Origin of the sequence: Brachybacterium tyrofermentans, from assembly GCF_039526165.1 — a bacterium.
GTDB lineage: Bacteria > Actinomycetota > Actinomycetes > Actinomycetales > Dermabacteraceae > Brachybacterium > Brachybacterium tyrofermentans.
In genome coordinates, this window is sequence record NZ_BAAAIR010000098.1 from 1 (window position 1) to 10107 (window position 10107).

The 10107-nt window shown below is 65.7% G+C and carries 7 protein-coding genes; all 7 read right to left on the reverse strand.

The window, feature by feature from the left end:
• Positions 1-417: 417 nt before the first annotated feature.
• The 7 genes from ABD093_RS18680 to ABD093_RS18710 all read right to left on the reverse strand — a co-directional run bounded on the left by ABD093_RS18680 (position 418) and on the right by ABD093_RS18710 (position 9741).
• The gene (locus tag ABD093_RS18680) at positions 418-2043 is read right to left on the reverse strand and encodes an ABC transporter ATP-binding protein (protein ID WP_343926429.1); all 1626 of its coding nucleotides are present in this window, start codon (positions 2041-2043) and stop codon (positions 418-420) included.
• A complete protein-coding gene (locus tag ABD093_RS18685; protein WP_343926431.1) occupies positions 2040-3713 on the reverse strand; it encodes an ABC transporter ATP-binding protein/permease in 1674 nt (557 codons plus the stop codon). Before ABD093_RS18685 ends, ABD093_RS18680 begins: the two co-directional genes overlap by 4 nt.
• Positions 3714-3716: 3 nt before the next feature.
• A complete protein-coding gene (locus ABD093_RS18690; RefSeq protein WP_343926433.1) occupies positions 3717-4697 on the reverse strand; it encodes an ABC transporter substrate-binding protein in 981 nt (326 codons plus the stop codon).
• A 35-nt stretch (positions 4698-4732) separates the two neighbouring features.
• Positions 4733-5560: an ABC transporter ATP-binding protein gene (locus tag ABD093_RS18695; protein ID WP_343926435.1), complete on the reverse strand. Its 828-nt coding sequence runs from the start codon at positions 5558-5560 to the stop codon at positions 4733-4735.
• The gene (locus ABD093_RS18700; RefSeq protein WP_377802436.1) at positions 5557-6567 is read right to left on the reverse strand and encodes a FecCD family ABC transporter permease; all 1011 of its coding nucleotides are present in this window, start codon (positions 6565-6567) and stop codon (positions 5557-5559) included. The genes ABD093_RS18695 and ABD093_RS18700 overlap by 4 nt, the downstream gene beginning before the upstream one ends.
• A 471-nt stretch (positions 6568-7038) precedes the next feature.
• On the reverse strand, positions 7039-8637 hold the full coding sequence (locus ABD093_RS18705) for an L-lactate permease (protein WP_343926439.1): 1599 nt from the start codon (positions 8635-8637) through the stop codon (positions 7039-7041).
• A gap of 156 nt (positions 8638-8793) precedes the next feature.
• Positions 8794-9741, reverse strand: a complete 948-nt coding sequence (locus ABD093_RS18710; RefSeq protein WP_343926441.1) for an L-lactate dehydrogenase — start codon at positions 9739-9741, stop codon at positions 8794-8796.
• Positions 9742-10107 lie beyond the last annotated feature (366 nt).

A 10107-nucleotide genomic window follows, 5' to 3' on the forward strand; every position in this document is an offset into this window, starting at 1 on the left:
ACCCCGTATTATTCCAGGTCAGGAGCACCTTTCTCTAAGCCGTCCGCCGGTCGGGACCACACCCCCATGAAATCCCGAGGCTAGTTCACGCTCTCCGTGTGCGGCAGGCAGTGTTCGGCGAAAAGTCGAGGAGGGCCCCGACTGGATCGAGCACGACGAGGGTGAGCCCGCCGCCGGTTGCCGAGGTACACCGAACCAACCTTCCGCTTTGGCAACGGAACGACTTGACGCGCCATTTCGGTATACCCGAGTGAGCAGATCTGTGTCAGATCGGCCGTTCTTGGACCCTGTAGACGGGAGAAATTACGGTGCCGTAGCTGTCACGCAGGGTGGTGCTCAATGTGGCAGATGTGTCTGATTCAAGTGTCCCCAACTTGTGGAGCAGCCCTCGTCCACGGCATTTCTGGGCAGCGTGTATCAGGCCCCAAGCCGGATGATGCGGTTCGTCGTGGCGATTGTGTCGGGTCGGTGTGCGATCAGTAGCACGGCACGATCCTCTGACCGGTTCAGAAAGTCCATGATCGCGGCATCGGCTTCAGGGTCGAGCGAGGCTGTCGGTTCGTCAAGCACGAGCACCCGGGGATTATTGAGTAGCGCGCGTGCGATGCCGACGCGCGCGCGCTGCCCCCCAGAGATTCCCGTCCCGTGCTCACCGATCGGGGTATCGAGCCCGCTGGGGAGGTTGGTGTTCGGGTCGAATAAGCCGGCAGCACTGGCTGCTTTCTGGATCGCATCATCAGGGGCGTCGGGGTTGCCGAGGATGATGTTGGAGCGGATCGTGCCGCGCTGAAGCGGCGAGGACTGCGGAACCGTGGAGATGACCTGACGAAGCTCGTCATCGGGAATATCGCGGAGATCGGTGCCGTCGATTCGGATACTTCCAGCGTCGACATCCCACATCCGCAGCGCGAGCCGCGCCGCTGTCGTCTTCCCGGCTCCCGATGGTCCGACGAGGGCCACGGTCTCTCCCGGCCGAATCTGCATGGAGAAGTCGTCAAGTACGCGTTCGCCGCCGTCATACGCGAACCCGACGCGGTCAAACACCAGCCCCAGCTCCGGCGCAGGATCCGGCCGATGAGGATGCGTGGTGGCATGAACGGCTGGTGGGTGTTCAAGGATTCCGGTGATGCGCTCGGCTGCGGCCCGGAGAGTGCCGGCATTGCGAAGCAGGTCGGCGATCTGTGCGGCGGGGCCGAGACCGGCGACCGCGACAGTGACGGCGAGTGGGATGTCTGCGGGGGCGATCGAGGCGCGGTCGACGAGGATGATGAGGATCGCGCCGAGCGCGGCGAGGGCGAGAGTGATGTCGGCAATCCCGCGTTCGGCTCCGAGCCGGGAAGCTTCCCGAGTCTGGGCGCGTGCGAGTGCTCTGGTGTCCTCGGTGAGCCGGTCGAGCTGCTTCTCGAGCGCTCCTGCGCCCGCGAGTTCGCGCATACCGCGGATGGTGTCGAGCACTTCCGAGCGCAGCGCGGCTGCTCCTGCTGTGAGGTCGTCGCCGTCGCGTCGGGCGCGACGTGCCGTAATCAGGGGCACAGTGACACCGATGGTGAGCAGGGGTACCCAGATGAGCAACAGGATCGGGTGGATCGTGATCGACACGACCGTGCTGATACCGAGCACGAGAAGCGCGCTGAGCGCCTGTGCGACGGTGTGGGCGTAGAGCCACTCCAGGGTCTCGATACCGGCGATCACGGTCGTCGTGAGATCGCCGGTGCGCCGGTGCCGGGTACGGAACGGCAGCGAGCGTCGCAGAGAATCAAAGACGCGGCCACGGAGAGTGGCGATGAGCCGGTAGGCCAGATCGTGCGATACCCACGACTCGCGCCATGCCGCCAGCGACGCAAATACCGCCAGACTGGACAACGCACCTCCAGCGACCAGGATGGAGACGGGCCGACCTGCGACGACGTGCCCAACGGTCCAGGCTATGCCGAGACTGATACCCAACACGCTGGCCTGGGTGAACGCGCTCCAGATGGCCGTCTCGATGAAAAGTCCGCGTCGGGTGGCGATGAGCGGCAGCAGCCGCAGAATCGTCTTCATCGCGCCACTCCCGAGGCGAACTGCGAACCGGTGGGAGCGCCGGTGCCGGTGGCGACGATCCGCCCGCCTCGCATACCGATCCAACGAGTCGCGTGGACCAAGGCGGTGTCGCGGTGCGCGATGATCGCGACCGTTCGATCGGCAGTGGCTCTGGCGAGGGCGTCGACTATGCAACGTTCGGTGCCGGTATCGAGCGCGGAGGTGACCTCGTCGAAGATCAGCACGGGCGCCGGTGAGAGCAGCGCGCGGGCAATGGCGAGGCGCTGTCGCTGCCCGCCGGAGAGCTGTTCTCCGTTCTCCGCCAGCACCGTGCTGTACCCCTCGGGCAGGCTGATGATGGTGTCGTGGATGCGCGCTGCTCTCGCGGCTTCCTCGATATCGGCGTCGGTCGCGTCGGGACGGTACAGCCGCAGGTTCTCCGTCACCGTCCATGCGAACAGCACGGGGTCCTGCGGCACCACGACCACACTTTGTGTCCTCGCTGTGCTCGTGTAGTCACCAAGATCGATGTGGTCAACGGTGAGAGTGCCGGTGTCGGGGTCGATATCGCGTTCGAGAAGCCTTGCCAGGGTGCTCTTCCCCGAACCCGATGGCCCGATTATCGCGACCGTCTCACCCGGATCGATCCGCAGTGAGAGCCCGGCAACACCCATCTCCGAGCCGGGATACTTGTAGGAAACGTCCGTGACCTCGATCGTTCCTGTGAGGGCCGGCCGGTCATGGTCCCCGTTGGGGACGAGCGGGATGGAGAGGAGGCGGTCGAGGCCATCGACGGCAGTAAGGCCGAGATATCCGGCGTGCCAGTTCGTGCCGAGCTCCTGCACGGGACGGAAACACTCGCGGGCGAGCACGAGCACCACGACCGCCGATGCCGCTCCCGCACTGCCGTTCGTGACGGCGACGAGAGTGGCGATGACTGCGAGCACGGTGCCCAGGTGCATGGCGATCGCGCTGAGTCCCGTCTCGACCAGCGAGAGCCGCAGCTGCTGCATCGTCGAATCTCTGAGCCCGTCTGCTTCCCGAACGAACCGAGCGGCTGTACGGTCGGTCGCCCCGAATGCTCGCAGCAAGGGAACGTTCTGCAGAGCCTCGACGTAGTCGGACGAGAGCCGGGCGAACCTCTCCCACCGCGTGCGGCCGTTCTGCAGCAGCCGGGCATCCCACGCACGTGGCGCGAGCACTGCGACGGCGGCGGTCACAGCGAGCACGATCCCGGCCATGGGCGCGTGCTGCCACACCAATGCGACCACCAGCGCGGGCACGACGAGCACAACTAGCAACTGCGGTAGATATCGGGTGTAGTAAGGGTCAAGTCCTTCCACACCGTCGATCACCGTCGTCGCCGTCGCGCCCGAGTCCCGTTCTGCCGCTGGAACGGATGCGAGACGATCCAGCAGGCGCCGGCGCAACCTGATGCGCACCGTCGCCCCGATACGGTTGGCAAGCAGGTCCCGTCCCCAGAGAGCCGCCCCGCGCGCCACGGTGATGACCGCCAGCAGCACGAGTGCCGGCACGGGGACGCCCTCGCCACGAATCAGCGCAGTGATGACCGTGGCGAGGGTGAACGCGAATCCGACATGCAACGCGCTGATGGCTACCCCACAGGCGGCGAGAACGATGATCGCGCCGGGAATCGCGCCTGCGAGCTGGAGCAGCCTGTGGTGGATCACCGGTCAGAAGGCGTCCGGGTAGAGCTGCTCGGCAATCTGCTGCACGGCAGAGATGTTGCCGAGCGTGCCGGGGAACATGTCCGAGGTCGAGACCACGATCAGGCGATCCTCCTGCACGGCGGGCATATCGGGGAACGTGCTTTTCAGGTATTCGCGAGTGGAGGCCTCGTGCTCCTCGTCATATGCGGCGAACACGATTGCGTCAGGCTCCTCGGCGGCCAGGGACTCGGGACTGATGGTCGCGGCGAAGAAGTCAGAGAACGCATCCTGGTCGGGCGTGTAGACGTTGTCCGCACCGGCCAGGTTCAGAATGTCGTATTCGATGCCTGCGCCGATGGCCTGTAAGGTACCGCCCTCGTAGTACACCTGCGCGACACGGAGCGGCTCGACATCCTTCGTCACTTCCGCGACCTCATCGAGGGTGGTCTGGCTCTCCTCCATCAATCCTGTGGCTTCGTCCTGCACGCCGAAGATCTCGCCGAGGTTCTCCAGATCAGTGAACAGGTCGGTGACCTTCCCGGTCATGCGGCGGTCCTCGCAGCCGCCAGTGGCAACGTAGACGCCGGCACCGGCATCGTCGAGCTGCTCGATGCTGGCAAAGCCCTGATCGGCCGAGAACTCGTAGGTCGTCGGCGAATACACGAAGTCCGGCTCCACAGCCAGGAGATCTTCACGGCTGGGCGGGGCCATGTCCCCGAGCACCGGAACACCTTCTGCCAGTTCTGCGACATCGTCCGGAAGGGCCTGCGCGGTGGTTTGGGCCTGCCCGGCGAGCCGGTCAGCCAGCCCCAGGCGGAGCATCAATTCGGTCTGCGCCGGGTGCATGCCTACCGCCGCTTCAGGGGCGCCGTCGACCGTCACCTCGCGTCCGCAGTTCTCAATCGTCACCGCATCCGTAGTGTCATCCGGGTCTGTGTCGGGGGAGACGCCGGTGCCGCAGCCGGCGAGCAGAAGCGCGGCAGCGGAGAGAGCAACGACGGTCATGGGGCGGGCACGAGGGTTCGCTCGAGAATTAACAGTCATGGTGAGGGTCTGCTTTCTATTTCAGGGGGTTGTGCAGAGGCGCGGTCAGCAGGGGTACTGGTCGTTTCGAGGCGGCGGAAGGCGAACACGGGCTCCGTGGTGTCGCCGAGGATGCGGGCATCCACGCCGAACGTGGTGCGGATCAGCTCGGGGGTGAACACGTCGGCGGGAGGACCTGCGGCGACGACGCGGCCTGCGGCCAGTACGACGACGCTGTCGCAGTACTGGGCTGCGAGGTTCAGATCGTGCAGCGCGGCGATCACGGTGCAGTCGATGCCGCGCACTGTGCTCATGAGTTCATGCTGATGGCTGATGTCGAGATGGTTGCTCGGCTCGTCCAGCACCATCACCGGTGTTTGCTGCGCAAGCGCCCGAGCGAGCATCACCCGCTGACGCTGCCCTCCGGAAAGGGTTGCAACCATGCGATCGGCGAGCTCGGAGATCGCCGTGCGGGCCATCGCTTCATCCACGATGCGCAAATCGTCGGTGGTGTCGCGGCCGAAAGTCGCATGGTGCGGAGCGCGGCCGAGCATCACCGTCTCCTCGACGCTGAGATCGAAGTCGGTCGGCGGGTCTTGCAGCATCACCGATACCGTGCGAGCAGCCTGCCGTCCGCTGAGGGAGCGAATATCGCTACCGTCGACGCGTACGGTTCCCGTTTTCGGGGCGAGAGCGCGGTACAGGGTTCGCAGCAGGGTCGATTTCCCGGACCCGTTCGGGCCGACCAGGCCGACTACCCGCCCCGACTGCACGGTCACCGAAGCGTCTGTCACCACATCGCGGCCGCCGAGGGTGACGGTGATGTTCTCGAAGTCGACTCTCATCGTCCGAATCCCGCCTTCTCGGCCCCGCCCTGACGCATCAGCCACATGAAGAACGGGGCGCCGACGAACGCGGTGAGGATGCCTAGCGGGATCTCGGTCGGCTGCGCCACGGTGCGGGCGAGCAGATCCGCCGTCATCAGGAACACGGCACCGCCGAGCACGGTGATCGGGAGCATCCTCCGGTGATCGGCGCCGACCATGATCCGGGCTATGTGGGGCACGACGAGGCCGACGAACCCGATCCCGCCCGCCACAGACACCACCGCGCCAGTCAGCAGCGAGGCGACCACCAAAAGCAGCCCGCGAAGCCGGTTCGCGTTCACGCCGAGCGAAATCGCGGACTCATCCCCAGTCATCAACGCGTTCAGCGACCGAGACAAGAACGCCGCGATCAGGCACGAGACCAACAAAGCGACAGCGGGTCCGATGAGGCTGCTCATCGTGGCCGCCGACACGCTCCCTAGCAGGAAGAACAGCACGCTGACGACGTTCTGCGCATCCGTGGAGATCGTCAGATAGCTCGTGACCGCGCTCAGCAGGGTTCCCAGAGCCACGCCGGCGAGGATCATACGAGTCGGTGACAGCGTGCCGTTCTTGCGCGCGAGCATCGCCACCGCCACGCACGCCGCCAGCGCCCCAACGAACGCCGCGACATTCAACGACAGACCACCGAGCGCAGCGGAGCCGAAGACGATCACCAGCACCGCGCCCACGCTCGCGCCGGAAGAAACACCGAGGATGTACGGCTCAGCGAGCGGGTTGCGGACTGTCACCTGCATCAGCGCTCCCGCAAGCGCCAGCCCGGCCCCAGCGAGGCCCGCCAGCAACGCGCGTGGGAGGCGAAACTGCCACACCGCCTGATCCTGCAACCGCGACAGAGAACCGTCCGACATCCACGGCATGCCCGGAAGCAGATGCCCGAGGACGATGTGCGCGGCCTCGCGCAGGCTCACCTGCACCGATCCAACCGCACCGGAGACCACAACAAGCGCGCAGATCGCCAACACAAGGAAAGCGCAGATCAACCACGCCCGGAGACGCAAACGACGACGGGTTCGTCCGGCGGTAGCGGCTCTCGTATCGGAGGGGGCGGGAGCCGCGGGGGTGGGAGGGGACACAAAAGACCACTGTAGCGATAATCATTATCAGCACCAACTCTGTTGATGTGAGCCTCGCGACGATGTGGTCGCGGGGTCAGGAGGTCGGCATGCAGGGGGAGTACTCCACGCGCCACCGTGAGCGGCGGCCCAAGCCAGGGGTACGCCGAGATGCCGTTGGGGTGTCATGAGTGGCCGTCTATGTCACAGTGAGCCTGTCACTCTGGGGTATGCCCAGTGCGACAGATGTGTCGCAAAAGTGCACTTTCGAGCCCTATTGGGAACCGTAAAAGACCTTTCAGTAACTGTCCTGCTGGGGTGCCCCAGTTCGGGACGCACCTCGCGACGCCGCGCGTGGCGCCTCGCTGTGCGTCTGTCCCCTCACAACAGGGCCAGGATGAAGTTCCAGCTGCAGATCACTGCGAGCATAGCGAGGCTGTAGCCGATCGATGCGCGCATGATCTCGCTCTCCCTGCCATTGAGGCCCACGGCTCCGGCCGCGATGGCGATCGACTGCGGGGAGATTACCTTGGCGGTGGTTCCACCGGCGGTGTTCGCACCGACCAGCAGCGCCGGATCAGCCTGGATGCCCTGAGCGGTGGCGACCTGCAGAGGGGCGAAGAGGGTGTTGTTGTTGACCACCGAGCCCGTCAGGAACACCCCGATCCAGCCGATAATGGGAGCGATCAGAGGGAAGACCGGACCGGTGCCGGCCAGGGCGGTACCCATCGCATTTGATCCGCCGGAGTAGTTGGCGATGTTGGCGAGCACCAGGATCACCGTGATCAGCACGATGGCGCCGCTGAGCATCGTGAAGGTGGCGCGCAGCTCACCGAACAGCGCTCTCGCGTCCACCTGGGGAGTGGTGAAGAACGACGTGAGCACGGCGAGGAGGATCGCGGTTCCGGTAGCGCCCAGGATGGAGAGGTTCCAGGTCGTCTCCACCGCGGTCCCGGCTGCGGTGGTGATCTGACCGGTCACCCCGGGGATCGGCAGGGCGAGCGTGGTGACAGCGAGGGCTCCGCTGCTGAACAGTTCCTTCACGGGGGGGATGGACCACACGAGGATGAAGCCGGTGAGGATGTAGAAGGGGCTCCACGCCACCAGGACCTGCTTGGCCGTCGGCGGTCCCATCGCAGCTGGCGCGCTGTCTCCTTCGCGGTAGGTCCTGCGAGGGGACCAGACGCGGCACAGTGCCATCAATGCGAGCATGGCGCTGAGACCGGCGCCGAGGTCAGCGAGCTCAGGGCCGAGGAACCACAGGGTCCCCGCTTGCACCGCGCTGAACACCAGGGTCACCGTGAGGGTAGCGGGAAGCGTCTCGCGCAGCCCCCGCACTCCATCGATGATCATCACCAGCAGGAACGGAACCAGCAGGGTGAGCGGTTGCAGCACAAGCACCAGTGCTCGGGATAGATCCAGGACCTCCATCCCGGTGATCTGTGCTCCGACGAGGACTGGTACCCCGATAGCGCCGTAGGCGCCGGCAGCCACGTTCCCGACCAGGGCGATCATCGCGGCTCTCACCGGGCCGAAGCCGAGTTGTACCAGAAGGGCCGCGCAAATAGCGATGGGGACCCCGAACCCGGCGGCTCCCTCCAGGAAGGCCCCGAAGGCGAACGCGATCAGCAGCACCTGGATCCGCTGGTCCGCCGAGACGGCGCTGATCGAAGCTCGGATCACGTCGAAACGTCCGGAGACGACGCTGATCCGGTAGAGCCAGACGGCCATCACGATGATGTAGGCGATGGGCCACAGCGCCGTGAGCGCTCCGCCGAGAGCGGCGCCCGCGGCGGCGCGGACGGGCATGCCGAACACTGCGAGGGCGACGGTCACCTCGACTGCCAACGCGATCAGTCCGGCCTTCAGCCCGGTGAGCTTCAGCAGCACCAGGCACAGCAGGAACACGAAGATCGGGAGTGCGGCGACGAGGCCGGAGAGAAGGAGGTTATCGAGCGGATCGATCTGCTGGGTCCACACAGGGAATCCTCAGGACGAGCCGACGCGGGGTGCCCGGTCGGCGGTGGGAAGGGGTACGGCTGGCCGGGCCGGACGGTTTGCCCCGCACGGTGCGGAGCGTGCCGTCATGACGAGACCGGGATGAGCCGGTGCACTGTGGCGTGCCCGGCGAAGGGGTCAGGCGCGCAGGCCGGCCGCGACCTCGCTCAGCGATGCCGCAGAGCGGTGGAGGAGCTCGCGCTCGTGGTCGGAGAATGGGGTCTCTGCGATGGGGTGGGCGCCGGTGCGGTTGACCACGCAGGGCACGGACAGGGCGATGCCCTCCAGGCCCTGGATGCCCGAGAGCACCGGCGCGACAGGGATGATCGCGTTCTCGTCATTCAGGATCGCCTCGACGATCCTCGTGCTCGACAAGCCGATCGCGTAGTTCGTCGCGCCCTTCCCCTGGATGACCGCATACGCGGCATCGCGGACATCCACTGCAATCTGGTCGAGAGTTGACTGCTCGAAGACCCGTTCCCCATTGACCGTCCAGTCCAGGAGGGGAACGGTGCCGATGCTCGCGCTGGACCACAGCGGGAACTCGGTGTCCCCGTGCTCGCCGACGATCATGGCGTGCACGCTGGATGCGGAAACTCCAGCGCGGCGCGCGATCTCCCAGCGCAGGCGGGAGGAGTCCAGCGTGGTGCCGGAGGCGAAGATGCGCTCGGCGGGTAGCCCGCTGGCTTCCTTAGCGAGCATGGTGAGGACGTCGCAAGGATTGGAGACAATGACGTAGACCGCGTCGGGCGAGACCTTCAACAGCTGCTCCATCAGCGAGCCCATGATGCGGGCATTTGTGGCAGCGAGCTCGATACGGGTCTGACCGGGCTTCTGCTTGGCGCCGGCGGTAATTACCACGACGTCGGAGTCGGCCGTGACGGCGATGTCGCTGCCACCGCTGATCTCGGTGGCGCCGACGAACTTCGCACCGTGGGCGAGGTCCAGGACCTCCGCGCGAGTCTTCTCTGGAGCGATGTCGTACAAAGCGATATGGCGGGCGGCCCCACGAATCATCGCGGCGTAGGCCACGCTCGATCCGACAGCTCCAGCGCCGACGACGGTCAACTTGCTCACTGTTCTCATAGTGCGAGTCTACCCGGGACACCGGGTGTCTGAGCAGGACCTCTAACACGCTGACAGCGGCGCTAGAACCGTTGGACGCAACACTCCCTGGGGTAGGCGTATCGGACGGTTGTGGAGGTCAGCTGTGAGCCTGCGCGAGGGCCCGGCGAGCCTTGTCCTGGGAGAGAGGTCGAGGTAGGCCCCAAGGTCGGCAGATGCACTCACTCGACTAAAGCCATCGTGCCCCATTCGGGTATACCCAACAGCGACACTGCGCGCCGTAAAGAACGCCCTGTTCCAGAAGTGTGACTTCGTCTGCTGAATGGCGGGGTTCTTCGGTCGCTTCGTGGCGGGGTCAGGTGACACCGATGACCAGGGTGCTCTGTG